This window comes from Amycolatopsis sp. BJA-103 (genome assembly GCF_002849735.1).
Classification (GTDB): domain Bacteria; phylum Actinomycetota; class Actinomycetes; order Mycobacteriales; family Pseudonocardiaceae; genus Amycolatopsis.
On record NZ_CP017780.1, the window covers coordinates 4,335,893 to 4,350,077 of the forward strand.

A 14,185-nucleotide genomic window follows, 5' to 3' on the forward strand; every position below is an offset into this window, starting at 1 on the left:
GTGCGAAGCGCCATGGACGACGTGTGGCTTTCGTCTGCTCCATTCGGCCGTGGCGGGGTTACTTGAAGATGGCGATGGGATGGACGACGAGTTCCCCGGTCTCGGGATCCCAGTCCTCGACCTTGCCCAGGCACCGCGCCCGGAACGCGCCGGCGGGCGCGGTGTCCCGCAGATCGCCGGTCAAACAGGTGAACCGGATCCGCCTGCTCTGGTCCGGATCGTCCGGGTTTCCGTACGGTGCGACGAAAACCGTCTCGTCTTCGGTCTCGGATCGTTTGCGGAACAGGCCCTTCACCGAGACGAACGCCTCGACGCCGCGCAGCCGTGTCTTGAGCTGCCGGGTGCTCTCCGGACCGTCCGCCCAGCCGAGTTCCTTGACCAGCGCGCGATTGTGGACCAGTTCCTGCTTCGCCAGATCGACGTAGATGATGTCGTGGTGCTTCTCCAGCACCTTCATCACGATGCCGATCACCGTGATCGGTTCGGCCTTGCGGATGTACCGCCGGAACTCTTCGTCGGTGTCGGTGCGCTCCGCTTCCCCTTTCAGCGGACCGAATCCACCCGATCCCCAGAACCGCCAGCCCCGGCTCCGGCGCTTCTCCACCTCCTGTTCCAGCGCCTCGTTGTAGCGATGCAACTGGTAGAGACCCATCACGGACTTCGTGTGCAGGTAGAACCCGATCCCCCGGATCATCCCCTGATCGCCGTCGGAGCGCGCGCGGCGCCAGTGCTTCACGAAGATCACGATCGTGGTGACGATGGCGGCCAGGGTCAGCACCCAGACCGCCAGCCACAGTCCCCAGACTTCCCACCACAGACTACCGGCAGCCACGGATCTCCTTGAAGGCGTCGAGAAGGGAGGTCGAGTTCGCGTCGACCATGTGGCCACCGGTGGCCTCGGCCGCGCGGGCGAGTTCGGCGGGATTCGCCTCGCCGAACCGGACGGTGTACGTGTGCACGCCGGATTCCCTTGGCGCGCGAAGGAATTCCTCGATGCCCGGCCCGGCGTTGCTTTCGCCGTCGGTCATCAGCACGATCGAAACGTTCTGGCCGGGTTCCGCCCGGCGATGGGCACCGGCCTTCGCATACGCCTCACCGAGGGCCGACCAGACGGCGGTGGTGCCATCGAAGTCGTCGGTGGCGATGAAGGCCCGCAACGCGTCGAGATCTTGCGGCCCGCTGACCGTGAACTCCTTGTCTCCCAGCACTTTCCCGCCGAAGCGGAGGACAGTGAGCCGCTCGCCGCGATAGAAGCGGTCGAACCCGCCGCCCGAATCGCTCAGCCCGGCGAAAGTCGCCCTGAGCGCGGCGATCCGCGATCCCTTCATCGAACCGGAGAAGTCCAGCACGAAGATCACCCGCCCGGGTTTCCAGCCCGCCGGATCGGCGTAGTCGGCGAGCAGTTCGTCCACCACGGCGGGATCGTCGGGGAAATACAGCGAATTCCCGGTCGAGGCGGGCAGTCTCGCATCGAGCGCCACGTCACCGACGACCGGCCGCCGGAGGGTTCTTTCCATCAGTTTCTTCTGTGTCGCCGGGCTTCTGACCCACGAAACGACCTTGTCGTACGCCTCTCGCTTGGCCTGGTCGAGCAGCAAAATCGGGTAATCCGCCTGGACGATGCCATCGCGCGGGTACACCAGTTCCAGCGGCGCCTTGAGCCTGCCGCTGCCGTTCAGCGTGAGCAAAGTGGACTCGTAGCCGATGAACGCGCCGACTTCCTGGTGCTCGGCGAACCGATCGGCCACCGCGGCCGCGGTGTCCGCGGTGATCGTGTGCCCGGTGCGGAAACCCTGCAGCTTGTCGCACTTCACGTCCTCGAGCCGCAGCGCCGCCCCGGTGCCCGCGGCCGCCGTCGCCACCCCGACGAGAGAGATGAGCCCGCTGGTCGCCGTGGCGGGGTTTGCCATCGCGAACTGGAACGATCCGCTCGCGGCGGCGTCCGCGAGGTCCGCCCAGGACAGGTTGCCGTCAGGTTTGCCGCGGCGCAGTTCCGCCGCCTTCGCCGGAGTGATCCCGACGACGACCGGCGAGATCATCGTCTTGGTGGCGAGCGGCCGTTCGCCCTTGTCCGCGGCCCGCCGGAAGTCGAGCTGGAAGAACCGGTCGGTGGAAAGCCAGGCGAGATCGTGCGAGGCCCTTCCGGGGATGAGGGCGGTACTCGTGTTCACGGTTCCCTGGAAATCCATTTCCAGCTCGATTCCCGTTTCCTCGCGGAGTTCGCCGAGGAGTGGCCCGAGGTCCGCCAGTTCGGGACTGGCCAGCACGCGCAGTTTCACCTTGTCCCCACCGCTCGTGCACGCGGTGGTCACCAGGAGCAGGCAGCACAAGATCATCAGGACCCGCTTCACGGGCAGTCCCCGACGGTCTTGATCATCTCTTCCAGCACCAGGTTGTCCGGCAGCGGCGTGGTGCTGTCGTTGTCCGCGATCTCCGGGGTCGGCAGCCCCTGTTCGCGCAGGAAGTCGTACAGCCGCGCGCTTTTCGTGCTGCCCGCCGGGGTCGCGACGCCGAACCCGAGCTCCATCGCGCGGCGTTGCAGCTCGGGGTCGAAGGTGATCAGTTCGCCCAGCCGTTCCGCTTCCGGTTTCAGGGCGAGGAACTGCGGCTTCGTGAGGATGTTGTCCTTGGGGTACAGCAGGACCCGGTCCGGGTCCTGCTGTCCGCTCTGCGCCTTGGCCCGCAACTGCAGGGCGAGGTACTGGTGCTCGTAGATGACGACGATCGGTTTGTCACCCTCGGCCAGGTTCGCGTAGGACTCCGACAGGTCGGCCGACGGGAAACCTTGCGCGGCCACGAGCGGTTTGACCCGGCCCGCCAGTTCCTTCGCGCTCGACAGGTTCGGCGGCCCGGCGGGCGCACCGGCCGGTTGCGGATCGACGACCGGAACGTGGCGGTCGTTTTCCAGGAACGCCAGCAAGATCAGATAGGTCGCACCGGAATTGGCATCGCAGATGTTCGAGGTCTGCGCGAGCACCTGGTTCCCGTTCGCCGCGCCGAAGGCACCGACGCCCAGCGAGTCCCAAGTCGCTTTCCCCTTCATCGCCTGGATGAACTTCCCGGTGTCCAGCGTGTAGTACAACGGGTCCTGTCCCGGCGGTTTCGACGCGATTCCCCTGCTCGCCAGCGTTTCGGCGTAGCGGCGATACGTGGCGAGGACGATCGGGCTGGTGAACGGCTGGCGCGCGCTGCCCGTCCACTGGTTCGCCCTGGACCGCCGGACGAGGCTCGCCGCGGGCTCGCCGGACATGAACACGAAGTCGTACTGGCTGAGGTCGTGCGAGGCGACGTCCCGTGAGCCCGCCCGGGTCACGTGGACCCGGATGTGATGGCGCATCAGGATTTCCTGGATCCTCGCGTCTTCGAAGAGATCCGATTTGGAGCCCATCTTGCCGCGCAGGACGAGCGTCTGCTGGAAGGGCACCACGACCGTCCCGGTCAGGAGCAGCAGGACCAGGCCGCTCACGGCGAGGGCCAGCGCGGGCCCGAAAGTGCGGAGAAAACGGCGGCGCAGGAAGAACGCCGCGGGTTTCGGTCTGATGGTGAGCTGGGGTTCTTCACGAAGCGAGCGATCGGTGGTCACCGATTTCCTCCCCGAATGTCCGGCAAGGCCCATTTTACCGGGACACACCGACGGAAATGCACGTCTCGATTCGGCTTCCCCACCACTTCGAGACCCACCCTCACCAGGCCGGGAGACCGAACGGTTAGGCTCTTCGGTGGCGAAAACAGCCATGCACCACGACGCCGGGAGATCTGAACCGCCATGCTGGACCGAGCAGTCATCGACGCCCTCTTCCCCGCCGACCTGCCCGAACCCGAGCACTGGGAACAGCGTTACCCCGCCCGCGAGCTCCCCGAGGGCGCCCGGGTCACCCGTTTCGGCCCCTCGCCGACCGGATTCGTCCACATCGGCGGCGTCTACGTCGCCACCATCGACCAGGACGTCGCCCGCCGCAGCGACGGCCGCTACCTGGTCCGGGTCGAGGACACCGACCGGTCCCGCGAGGTCGAAGGCGCCATCGAGCAGTTCGAGCGCGGCTTCGCCTACTTCGGCCTCGCCGCCGACGAGGACATCCACCGCGGCGGCGACTACGGCCCGTACCAGCAGTCCGAGCGCGAGCAGATCTACCTGACCTACGTCCGTCACCTGCTCCGTGCCGGCAGCGCGTACCTCGACTTCGCCACCAAGGACGAACTGGCCGCGATCACCGCGCGGCAGCAGGCGACGAAGCTGCCGACCGGTTACTACGGCTCGTGGGCCATCTGGCGCGACGCCGAGCCCGCCGCCGTCCAGGCCAAGCTCGACGCAGGCGACCCGTACGTCGTGCGGTTCCGCGCCCCGGACGACACCGGCGCCCGTGCCCGGTTCACCGACGCCATCCGCGGCCCGCTCGAGGCCGAGGCCAACCGCAACGACGTCGTCATCCTCAAGAGCTCCGACCAGAGCCCCCGGCTGCCGACCTACCACTTCGCGCACGCCGTCGACGACCACCTCATGCGCGTCAACCTGGTCATCCGCGGCGACGAGTGGATCTCGTCGGTGCCGACGCACCAGCAGTTGTTCGACGCGCTCGGCTTCGACCCGATCACCTACGCGCACATCGCGCCGCTGATGAAGCAGGAGGGCGGCAGCAAGCGCAAGCTGTCGAAGCGCAAGGACCCGGAAGCGAGCGTCGACTTCTACATCGAGTCCGGCTACCCCACCAAGGCCGTCCTCTACTACCTGCGCGGCCTCGCGAACGGCCGTCTCGCCGAAATGCCGCTCGACCAGGCCCTGTCCGAGCCGATCAACCTGGACGAATGCGGTGTCGCCGGTCCGCTGGTCGACCTGGTCAAACTCGACGACATCTCGGCCGACCACATCGCCACGCTGTCCGGCGCCGAGATCCTCGAAGAGGTCCGCGCCTGGGCGGAGCGGTTCGACCCCGCGCTGCGGACCGTCCTCGACGCCGAGCCCGACCTCGCGATCCGGGCGCTCGCCGTCGAACGTGACGGGGCCGAGAACCCGCGCAAGGACCTGAAGAAGTGGAGCGAGTTCCGCGCCGTCTACGGCTTCTTCTTCCCGCAGCTGCACGCCGCCGTCGAGAGCCCCGACGACGAGCGGATCACCGCCCTCGGCGTCGACCGCGACGTCGTCCAGGCCGTGGTGCGCGACTTCGTCGGGAACTACCAGCAGCTCGACGACGGCCAGGAGTGGTTCCAGCAGATCCGCGACGTGGCCGCGAAGCACGGTTTCGCGAAGAACGCCAAGGAACTCAAAAAGAACCCCGAGGGCTTCCCCGGCTCCATCCGCGAGGCTTCGCAGATCATCCGGATCGCGATCACGGGCTCGACCCGGAGCCCGGACCTGCACTCGATCACCCAGGCGCTGGGGCGCGAGGAGACGCTGAGCCGGTTCGCCGGTCTCGAGTGACTCGTGAGTGGTACGGACGGTTCTAACCGTCCGTACCACTCACGAAGCGGCAGTGAAACGCGCGGGCCCCGACAGACGACTTACCCAGTACGCAAGTACGGAAAGTTGTGGTCGATGAGCACTGATCGCGTTGTCCAGCTGCGCTGGGAGTCCCGGCACGTGGCCGCCGACGACCGCGCGGCACTGTCGTATCCCGGGATCTCCGTGGTCCGCAGCCAGCGCGGCGAGGTCGTCGACCGGACCTGGTTACCGATCGGCGAAGAACCCACCTTCGCCGACGACGAAGCCCTGATCGCCGTCCTGCGCGACGCGTGGCGCTGGACGAGGACCGCCGCGTAGGCCCTAGGGCCGGCTCATTCGTCGCCCGACTTGTACCGGCGCCGGAGTTCTTCTTCCTGCTCACGCGGCGACTTCTCCACCCATCGCCCGTGGACCAGGTCGTTCTCCGTGTAGCCCGCGCGCCGCGAGGCCCAGCCCGGGAGCATGATCTTGCGGGTTCCGCCTCGCCCCCGATCGCGCAGGTCGGTGACCACGGCGACGCCGATCACCAGAACGAGTATCCCGAGCGCTATCCAGATGCCGACCATGTCCGCTCCCCCGCAGATCAGTCAGTTTTCACCAGGTTAGCGTCGAACGGCCCGCGGGCGGGCATCCTTTTCCTCACTGATGGGCATTCGGCGGAACGGCGCCGCCAGGGTCGGCAGGAGGTGGCGGCGGTTGCGGATCAGGGCGGCGAGCGCGATGACCGCGTAGACCCCGCACAGGAGGTAGCGCGCGGTCTGGCCCGGCAGCGCGAACTGCACCGCGAACAGGCCGAGCAGGGTCCAGGCGGCCCAGCGAGGGAAACGCAACGCGAGCAGGGCGGCGACGCCGAGCAGGGTCTGGGTGGCGGTGAGGAGGAATTCCTCGATCTGGCGGGCGTCCAGGCGCAGCGCGGTTCCTCCGCCGCCGAGGACGTAGGCGATCGGCAGGCTGCCGACCAGCAGCGTCCATTGGTTGACCTTGCTGGAGATCAGCGTGCCGATCGCCGCGTCGCCCTTGCCGCGCAACGCGAAGAGGATCGCCACGATGAACTCCGGCGCCTCCGACGCCAGCGGCGCGAGCCATTGCACGAGCAGGAACCGGTCGATGCCCAGTTCGGTCCCGACGGAGATCAGGTTGTGCGCGAACGGTTCCGCGCTCGCGAGGATCACGACGGCCGCGAACACGAACAACGCCGTCACCAGGATCCGGCGAGGTCGCTTGGCGAGGCCGCCGAGGGTCGCGGCCGGGCCGGCCAGCTCCGGTTCGCCGGGTGCGGCGCGGGAGACCTTCCACAGGTAGAACACGAAGAAACCGAGCAGCGCGAAGCCGAGGACCAGCGAGATCTGCCCGGTCCCCGGGATGACGAACGCGACGATCGAAGCGATCGCGAGGAAACCGAGTTCGATCCGGTACGGCGAGTCGAGGACCAGTTCCCGGACCGTGGCACCGCCGCGTTTCTTGGCGACGGCGAGCGCGATCAGTACGACGGTGGACCAGCCGAGGCCGAGCAGCAGCCGGTTGGAGCCGGTCATGTTCGCCGCGGCGTAGGCGACGTATTCGGGGTTCGAGCCCGCCGTGTAGGCGAAATACAGGTCGATCGCGTACTCGGGAAGCACCGCGATGACGGCCAGAACGGCGATCGCGAGCCCGCCGGAGATGTCCACCTGCGCGGCCTCCGCGGCCCAGGCGAGGAGGAACGACGCCGCGACGACGGCCAGCCCGAACAGCAGCAGGCCGGCCACCGCACCCGGTTCGGCGCCGGAGAACCGCAGGACGAGCGCGGGCGCGGTCAGCACGGCGCACAGGCCGATCGGCCTCAGTCGGTTGACGATCACGAACCGAGATTCCCGTCGGCCACCGGGTTACCACAACCGTTTCCCTTTTCGCCGCCCCGGCGAGAATCCCCTTGTGGGGCAAGGAAAACGGAAGATCGTCATGCCGAAACCCGGACGTCGTCCCGCCGGAGCATCCGGGCCTTCCTGCTCCGACGCCCCCCGTGTGCGACAGCGGCGGCAGGCGGCGCCGCGCTGCCGAACCGACGGCGCACCGGTGGTCTTGGCGGAAAGTGCGCCTGATCACACCGCGAGGACGCGGACATGACGGATCCCCGGCATCCGCGAGTCGCGGATGCCGGGGAGACCGGGGGCGGTCAGCCCCGGGCGTTCGGGTCGATCACGCCGCCCGCCAGTCCGGTGGCGGCGTCACCGAAGGCGCCGGTGGAGTCGACGACGCCCTGACCGGCCGCGGTGGCCGAGTCGACGGCGCCCTGACCCGCGGCGGTGGCGCCCTCGGCGAGCCCCTGGCCGGTCTCGGCCAGGTCGCCGGCGGACTGGGTGGCCTGGTCGGCGGCACCGGAAAGGTCGACGCCGGTCAGTTCGCTGACCTTGTCGCCCGCGCCACCCAGCAGTTCGGCGGCCTTCTCCTTCAGCGAGTCGAACAGGCTCATCAGGGGTACTCCTCGGATCGGTCGTGCGGAGGCGGCTGAAAGTTCACAGTACAGGACAAATCGGTCACACCGTGCGACGGGGCAGCTAACCGTCCACAAGGGACGATGCACCCGAGGAGGACCGACGACGTACCGCCGCACGATCGAATAGGGCCTCACCTGGCATTTCAGGTGGGGTCAGCGCGCTCAGAGGCAGGGCGGCCGGTAGCGATCGATCGCCAGGCCGCGGAAATCGAGCTGGTTCGGGGTCTTGCCGACGAAGACCAGCCCTCGCGCTTCGGTCAGGGCCGAGGCGAAGGAGTACGTGGGCTTGCCCAGCTCGGGCAGTGTCGTCCACGCGTCGGACGCGAAGCTGAAGAACTTTTTCACGAGCTTCCCGCCCGTCGACGGCACCTTCGTGAGCCACTTGTCGCCGCCGCTCCAGTGCGAGGCGGGGCGGAGCTGGACGTAAAGGTCGTCGGTCGCGCTGTAGGTCATCCAGAATCCGGCGGATTTCGAAAGATCGGCCTGCGCCTCGAACTGATTCCCCAGCCAGACGACCACGACGTGCCATTCGGCGTTGAGGAACGCCACCTTGGCCGCGTAGCCACCGCGCTCGCGGACGAGCAGGCTGCCGGTCGGCGGAACCGTGGTGCCCTCACCGGACGCGAGCCACTGCTGCAACCGGTCGATCGACGGCGTCGCGCACTCGCAGCCGTGCCGCGGCGGATGCCCGCCGGACGCGTTCGCGACGGCTCCGGGGCCGGCCAACGAGAGCAGTAGCGCCGACGCGACAACCGCGAGCGTCCGGCCGAAAGGAACCCTGGATCCTCCGCGCATGCCCCGGAAGTTAGCACAGCGATCACCGAAAACGTTCACACAACGGGAAAGCGGTCCGTGATGCACCGCTCAGCGGAAACCGTCCTTTGTGGACTACTCGTGAGCGACGAGGGCGCCCAGCTCGGCGGCGAAGAGCACGCCGGGATCGAACCCCATTCCGTCGAAGTGACCGGCGAGTTCGAGGGACAGGACGCCGTGGAGCCGGGTCCAGAACGTCATGGCACGACGGAGGACCGCGGACGGCACCGACGGGTCGCCCGCCCACTCGCGATGGTCTTCGAGATGGACGTCGAACGGCGTCGGCCGCCTCTCCTCGGTACACGCGGAATGGACGTCGAGGAGCACGGCCATGATCTCGTTCGAGATCTTCGTGGTGTCGCCGGGCGCGCGATAGCCGGGGATGGGCGTGCCGTAGACGAACAGGTATCGCTGCGGGTCCGCCAGCGCCCACTCCCTGATGGCGTGGGCGACTTCGGCCACACCTCCCGACCCGGCGGCGGCTTGGACGACATCGGCGAGGCTCCGGTAGGCGTCGCGGACGAGGTCCGTGATCAGGTCGTCGCGACTGGCGAAGTACCGGTACAGCGCCGGGCCGCTCATGCCCACGTGCTTGGCGATCGCGTTGAGGGACAGCGCGGACACGCCCGTCGTGGCCAGCTGCTCCCACGCGTACTGCTTGATCTCCACGCGCACCTGGGTCCGGTAGCGCTCACGTGAGGTCTTCATCGGCCACTCCCTCCGAGCTCGTCGCCGCGTCTAGTTAGAGGCTATCACTTTTCCTATTGACACTCACGCCGTTGTGGTTATAGCTTCTAACTATCGCAAGCGGCACTAACCAGCCGCCCCGGACAAGGAGCAAAACCATGACGGACACCCGGCCCGCCCCGAAGACCCGCCGCCGCGTCGCCGCCCGTACGGCCGTGCTCGCCCTCCCGCTGGCCATCGGACTCCTGGGCGGCGCCGTCACCCCCGCCCAGGCGGCCACCCCGGCCTCCCCCGCGCCGCTGTCGTGCCAGGGCAAGACCATCGACACGAAGGCCCCGATCCACTACCGCACCGAGGCCTTGATCAAGGCTCCCCTGAGCAAGATCTGGCGGCTGCAGACCGATGTCGAGCGCTGGCCGTCCTGGCAGGAGCCGGTGCTGAGCAACGAGCGCCTCGACTGGGGCCCGCTCCGGAAGAACTCCCGGTTCCGCTGGACCACCCCGGCGCCGGCCACCGCCACGACGCCCGCCACCACACTGTCGATCACCTCGACCGTCCACCAGCTCCAGCGCGGCAAGTGCATCCGCTGGAGCGGGCCCGCGGCCGGCGAGGGCTTGAGCATCGACAACGGCATCCACGTCTGGAACTTCACCGAGGTCAAGGGCGGCGTGCTCGTCCGCACCGAGGAGAACTGGTCCGGCGCCCAGGTCGAGGCCGACGTCCCCACCTCGACCCAGTTCCTCGGCTGGGGCCTCGAAGCCTGGATGAAGGACCTGAAAGCCGCCGCCGAATCCCACTGCTGACCACACCCCGAAGCCGGCCCGGAACCCCTAGGAGAAAACGATGTCCACGCAGACCCTCGACCGCGAAACCACCGTTCGCCGCGCCCCGCGCGCCGTCATCATCTCGGCCTGGGCCGTCCCGATCATGGTCCTCGGCCAGTTCGCGATGATCGCCATCGTCCCGGTCGCCCTCGTCCTGATCGGCACCCTGCGCGACGCCCGCCTCAAGGCGCTCCGCTGGGGCGCGATCGCCCTCACCGCCGCCTACGTCACACCCTTGGCCCTCTGGGCGATCGGCCCCGAACGCGCACCGAGCCTCTCCAAGGACATGCATCCGGTGTTCGCCGCGATCATCGTCGGCGTGGGCGTCGCCTTCGCGGTCGCCTTTCACGTCCTGCGCCGGAAATCCCGCACCGAGGCCGTCTGATCACCCTCATCCGAAGAACGCCACGAGCCCTCAGCTCGTGGCCTTTTTCGTAGGCTTTATGGTTAGCTATGCCTTACCTAACTAACTCCAGGTAAGAGTTCGACCACACATGAGCACTTCCCTTTCCCCTTCCGTGGACACTCCGGCAGAAGTCCCCGCCCGTTCTCCCGGCAGAGCGCATCGGCTCGCCTTGGCCGCGATCCTTCTCGTCACCACCGCTTGGTACGGCTGGGGGATCTGGGAACTCGGCTACGGCTATCCGTACTACAGCGCCGCTGTCGACTCGATGTCCCGCAGCTGGACCGGTTTCCTCTTCGGCTCGGTGGATCCGCTCGGCGTGGTGACGGTGGACAAGCCACCGATGGGACTGTGGGTCCAGGTGCTTTCCGTGCAGGTACTGGGTTTCCACGGCTGGGCGCTGATACTGCCGCAGGTGCTCGAGGGCGTGGCGACGGTCTGGGTGCTGTTCCTGACCGTCCGGCGCTGGCAGGGTGAACGGGTCGCGCTGCTCGCCGCCGCGCTGTTCGCCTGCACGCCGATCGTCGTCGCGGTGATCCGCGACAACATGCCGGATCCGTTGCTGTTCCTGCTTCTGGTGAGCGCGGCCTACGCCGTGACGCGGGCGATCGACGACTCCGGACGCGAACGCCGCTGGATGCTACTGGCCGCGGTGTTCCTCGGCTGCGCGTTCACCACGAAGATGGTCCAGGCGTGGCTCGTCCTGCCCGCCTTGGCCTTGGCCTACCTGGTGGGCTCGTCGTCGGGCGTCCGCACGAAGGCGCTGACGACCGCTTTGGCCACCGGGGTCCTCGCCGTCACGTCGTTCTGGTGGGTCGTGGTGGTGGACCTGTGGCCGAGCCCGAAGCCGTACATCGGCAGCAGCGCCGACGGCTCCGCCCGTGATCTCGTCTTCGGGTACAACGGCTTGGGCCGGATCGTCGGCCAGGACTTCGCCGCGGCGGCCAGCTACGCCGAGGAGCACGGGAAGTCCTTCTACCAGAGCGATCCCGGGCCGGGAAGGCTGCTGGGGACGTCGCTGGGCGGCCAGGCGGGCTGGCTGTTGCCGCTCGCGCTGGCAGCGGTACTGGCAGCCGTCGTCCTGGTGGTCCTCGGCAGGCGGCCGCCGCGCCGGACGGTGGCGGGATGGGTGCTCTGGGGCGGCTGGCTTCTCGTGTGCGCGGCCGTGTTCAGCTTCATGCGCGGAATCTGGCTGCTGTACTACACCGCGGAACTCGCGCCCGCGATCGCCGCGCTGTCCGCGGCCGCCCTGGCCACGCTGTGGCGGCAGTATCGGGCGGAAGGACGCTGGTGGCCGTTGCTGCCCACGGTCGTCGCCGCTCTCGGCTTCTGGGCCTGGCTCCTGGTGAACCGGGCACCGGAATGGAACGGCTGGACGGGGATCGTCGTGGCCGCCGCGACGGCACTGGCCGTCGGCCTCCTCGTCCTCGGCAAGCTCGGACCGCGCCGCGTCGCCCTTCCCGGGTTCGCGATCGGGCTCGTGGCGATCTCGGCCGCGCCGGTGGTCTGGTCGACGGCGACGAGCATCGGCTACTCCGCCGGTTTGCCCATGCTCCCGGCCGCCGGCCCGGTCTCCCTGCAGACGGACTACCTCGAACCCGCCGTCCGCGACGACCTGAGGGGACTCCTCGGCGGCTGGGGCGCCCGTGACTACCGGGCTTCGGCCGGGACTCTCGACGAAACCGGCAAGGCACTTCTCGGTTATGTGGAACGACAGTCGGGTGACACGCGGGTGACCCTCGCGGTCGAAACAGCCGACACCGCCGCGCCGTTCATCATGGCGACCGACCGGGCGGTGATCGGCATGGCGGGCTTCACCAACCGCGATCCGGCACCGGCGCCGGACCGGCTCCGGGAGTGGATCGAACGCGGCGAAGTCGCCCACGTTCTGCTTCTGCCGGAGGAAAAGGGCCAGTACGAGTTCGTGCGGACGACGTGTGTCGCCGTGCCGCCCGCGGCGTACGGCGCCGAGGAGGGGCCGGGAGACCTGTACCGCTGCCGCCCATGAAAACTCGTGAGTGGTAAGGACGGTTATTGAGGGGTGAGTCAAAGGTGGCGCGGCCGAGCCTCTGTGGCGAGAATCCCTTCGCTGACTTCAAGGTCGAGAGGTGGCCTTAGCGGCGTGGTTCCGAACTGGCCCGCGGGCGCCCATCGTTCCACGAGCGTCCACAAGGGACACTTTCTGACAGCTGAATGTCCGATTGATGGCTAGATGTTCGGTTTTTGAGGAGGTCGTGAGTGGCAAAGAGGGTTAGAACCCGCATTGCCACTCACGACCCCCTCCGCGAAGCGTGTATTAGCCATCAATCGGACATTTACCCACCCTGGACTGTCCTCTATGGATAGTCCAGGGTGCACTCTGCTCTCGTCGGCCGATCCAGACCCACGACGCCGAAGGCTCCTTTCGCCGCGTCGGACGCGGCGAAGGAGCCTTCACTTCAGCACGACCCGACTGCGAAACAGGCCACGTTTGCCCTTCCCCTAGTTCTAACCGTCCTTACCACTCACGAGACCGAAGCGGCTCAGAACTCCTTGAGGATCTTTTCGATCTCGTCCTGGAAGGACATCGCGGCCTTGTAGTGGAGCGCGTAGAAGTTGCCGGTCGGCAGGGACTTGCCCGCCTTGACCGCGCGCAAACCCTGATACGCGGGCAGATCGATGATCTGCTGGGTGTCCGCGCCCGCCTTGCCCTGGTAGTCGGCCTGGTACAGGATCACGTCGGCTTCGTTGAGCTTGTCCAGGTTCTCGGTCGAGAACTCCGGGGTGTTCTCCTTCGGGTCGGTGATGCCGGCCCGCGCGAACTGGACGCCGAGGTCCTTGAGGATCGTGCCGCCCCAGGATTCGTCCAGGTTCAGGTACCACTTGCCGCCGCCGCCGTTGATCAGCGCGAACTTGACCTTGGACAGCTTGTCCGCGTAGGTGCTGCGAATCTGGGCGGCGCGGTCCTCGTACTGCTTCTTGAGCGCTTCGGCCTCGGGCTTCTTGCCGACCGCGTCGGCGGCCTGGATGACCCACTGCGGCCACGCGACACCGGGTTCGCCCGCGGCGCCGCCGAGGATCGCCGTCGGCGCGAGCTTCTGGTAGTCCTCGATCTTGTGCTTCTCCAGGGAGAGGAACTTGTTGCCGAGGATCAGATCCGGTCCCTGCGCGCCGACCTGCTCGATGTCGATCTCCATCGAGCCGCCGACCTTGGGCGCCTTGGCGTACTCGTCGGCGTAGGCCGGGAACACCGCGAAACTGTCGGTGTAGCCGGACGCCGTGGCCTTGGGGTGCACCCCGACGTCCAGTAGCCCGAAGTAGGTGTACTGGTCGAGCGCGACCACCGATTTCGGCTGGACCGGGATCTGCACCTGACCGCTCGGGGTGTCGAACGGCCTGGTCGCGCCGGCACTGCCGGCGCTGTCGTCGGTCGAGCCGCAGGCGGCGGTGCCCAGAGCCAGTGCGGCCGCCGAAACCACGGCGACCGTCGTACGCCACTTCTGGAACTGCGTCCTCACGACGCCTACCTCTCTGTCAAGCGAACATTAGCCCGATTAGGGCAGGCTATC

At 67.8% G+C, this 14,185-nt stretch carries 14 protein-coding genes; 5 read left to right on the plus strand and 9 right to left on the minus strand.

The features are described from left to right. Positions 1-58: 58 nt before the first annotated feature. Genes BKN51_RS18710 through BKN51_RS18720 form a run of 3 tightly spaced genes read right to left on the minus strand, consistent with a single transcriptional unit; the run spans position 59 to position 3,583 of the window. Positions 59-832 carry a hypothetical protein gene (locus BKN51_RS18710; RefSeq protein ID WP_168214348.1) on the minus strand — a complete coding sequence of 258 codons (774 nt, stop codon included), beginning with the start codon at positions 830-832 and terminating at the stop codon, positions 59-61. Continuing rightward, complete coding sequence (locus tag BKN51_RS18715; RefSeq protein WP_101608871.1) at positions 819-2,351, minus strand: VWA domain-containing protein; 1,533 nt, start codon at positions 2,349-2,351, stop codon at positions 819-821. Before BKN51_RS18715 ends, BKN51_RS18710 begins: the two co-directional genes overlap by 14 nt. Then, the gene (locus BKN51_RS18720; protein ID WP_101608872.1) at positions 2,348-3,583 is read right to left on the minus strand and encodes a hypothetical protein; all 1,236 of its coding nucleotides are present in this window, start codon (positions 3,581-3,583) and stop codon (positions 2,348-2,350) included. Before BKN51_RS18720 ends, BKN51_RS18715 begins: the two co-directional genes overlap by 4 nt. Before the next feature lie 183 nt (positions 3,584-3,766). Here BKN51_RS18720 and BKN51_RS18725 point away from each other — a divergent pair, with 183 nt between their 5' ends. Next, positions 3,767-5,416 carry a glutamate--tRNA ligase gene (locus tag BKN51_RS18725; RefSeq protein ID WP_101608873.1) on the plus strand — a complete coding sequence of 550 codons (1,650 nt, stop codon included), beginning with the start codon at positions 3,767-3,769 and terminating at the stop codon, positions 5,414-5,416. A 114-nt stretch (positions 5,417-5,530) separates the two neighbouring features. Continuing rightward, the gene (locus BKN51_RS18730; protein WP_101608874.1) at positions 5,531-5,755 is read left to right on the plus strand and encodes a hypothetical protein; all 225 of its coding nucleotides are present in this window, start codon (positions 5,531-5,533) and stop codon (positions 5,753-5,755) included. 14 nt (positions 5,756-5,769) lie between these two features. Here BKN51_RS18730 and BKN51_RS18735 read toward each other — a convergent pair whose 3' ends face one another. The 5 genes from BKN51_RS18735 to BKN51_RS18755 form a co-directional block, all read right to left on the minus strand. After that, positions 5,770-6,003 (minus strand): hypothetical protein, encoded by a 234-nt coding sequence (locus tag BKN51_RS18735; RefSeq protein WP_101608875.1) that lies wholly within the window; start codon positions 6,001-6,003, stop codon positions 5,770-5,772. A 36-nt stretch (positions 6,004-6,039) separates the two neighbouring features. Continuing rightward, positions 6,040-7,275, minus strand: coding sequence for a sodium:proton exchanger (locus tag BKN51_RS18740; protein ID WP_101608876.1), 1,236 nt, complete (start codon positions 7,273-7,275; stop codon positions 6,040-6,042). A gap of 314 nt (positions 7,276-7,589) precedes the next feature. After that, the gene (locus BKN51_RS18745) at positions 7,590-7,886 is read right to left on the minus strand and encodes a hypothetical protein (protein ID WP_101608877.1); all 297 of its coding nucleotides are present in this window, start codon (positions 7,884-7,886) and stop codon (positions 7,590-7,592) included. 186 nt (positions 7,887-8,072) lie between these two features. Next, positions 8,073-8,705 (minus strand): hypothetical protein, encoded by a 633-nt coding sequence (locus BKN51_RS18750; protein ID WP_101608878.1) that lies wholly within the window; start codon positions 8,703-8,705, stop codon positions 8,073-8,075. A 93-nt stretch (positions 8,706-8,798) separates the two neighbouring features. Then, entirely contained in the window at positions 8,799-9,431 is a 633-nt protein-coding gene (locus tag BKN51_RS18755; RefSeq protein ID WP_101608879.1) for a TetR/AcrR family transcriptional regulator, read from the minus strand. 137 nt (positions 9,432-9,568) lie between these two features. Here BKN51_RS18755 and BKN51_RS18760 point away from each other — a divergent pair, with 137 nt between their 5' ends. From BKN51_RS18760 to BKN51_RS18770, 3 genes are all read left to right on the plus strand, one after another. Beyond that, positions 9,569-10,213, plus strand: a complete 645-nt coding sequence (locus tag BKN51_RS18760; protein WP_101608880.1) for an SRPBCC family protein — start codon at positions 9,569-9,571, stop codon at positions 10,211-10,213. A 40-nt stretch (positions 10,214-10,253) separates the two neighbouring features. Then, complete coding sequence (locus BKN51_RS18765) at positions 10,254-10,619, plus strand: hypothetical protein (RefSeq protein ID WP_101608881.1); 366 nt, start codon at positions 10,254-10,256, stop codon at positions 10,617-10,619. Positions 10,620-10,752: 133 nt separating this feature from the next. Further along, entirely contained in the window at positions 10,753-12,645 is a 1,893-nt protein-coding gene (locus BKN51_RS18770; protein ID WP_158255827.1) for an ArnT family glycosyltransferase, read from the plus strand. Between the two features lie 514 nt (positions 12,646-13,159). Here BKN51_RS18770 and BKN51_RS18775 read toward each other — a convergent pair. Continuing rightward, complete coding sequence (locus BKN51_RS18775; protein WP_101608883.1) at positions 13,160-14,134, minus strand: ABC transporter substrate-binding protein; 975 nt, start codon at positions 14,132-14,134, stop codon at positions 13,160-13,162. Positions 14,135-14,185 lie beyond the last annotated feature (51 nt).